This is a genomic window from Paenibacillus campinasensis (genome assembly GCF_002272015.1).
GTDB classification, from domain to species: domain Bacteria; phylum Bacillota; class Bacilli; order Paenibacillales; family Paenibacillaceae; genus Paenibacillus_AQ; species Paenibacillus_AQ campinasensis.
The window spans coordinates 1-207 of the sequence record NZ_NPBY01000167.1; the positions used below are offsets into that span (position 1 = coordinate 1).

A 207-nucleotide genomic window follows, 5' to 3' on the forward strand; every position below is an offset into this window, starting at 1 on the left:
GGGCTGGCGGTTCACAATGTAAAATTCTCCGGTCGGCGTGGTCGTCAATATTTTTCCGACGGCGATGGGGTACGTACGGATGAGCCTGCCGAGGCGGTATAACTCCAGTTTCTTCGCTCCGATATACACGACAATGGAATAGGGAATGGTGGATGGGTCGGGAAGATTCGGTATGATAATGTGCTGTCCCGCGTATATGACCGATTG

Annotated in this window: 1 protein-coding gene; it reads right to left on the reverse strand. The window is 52.2% G+C overall.

Annotation, left to right across the window (positions count from 1 at the left end; translation table 11 throughout):
* A partial coding sequence (locus tag CHH67_RS25890; protein ID WP_144029330.1) for a L,D-transpeptidase occupies positions 1–207 on the reverse strand: 207 nt, incomplete at both ends.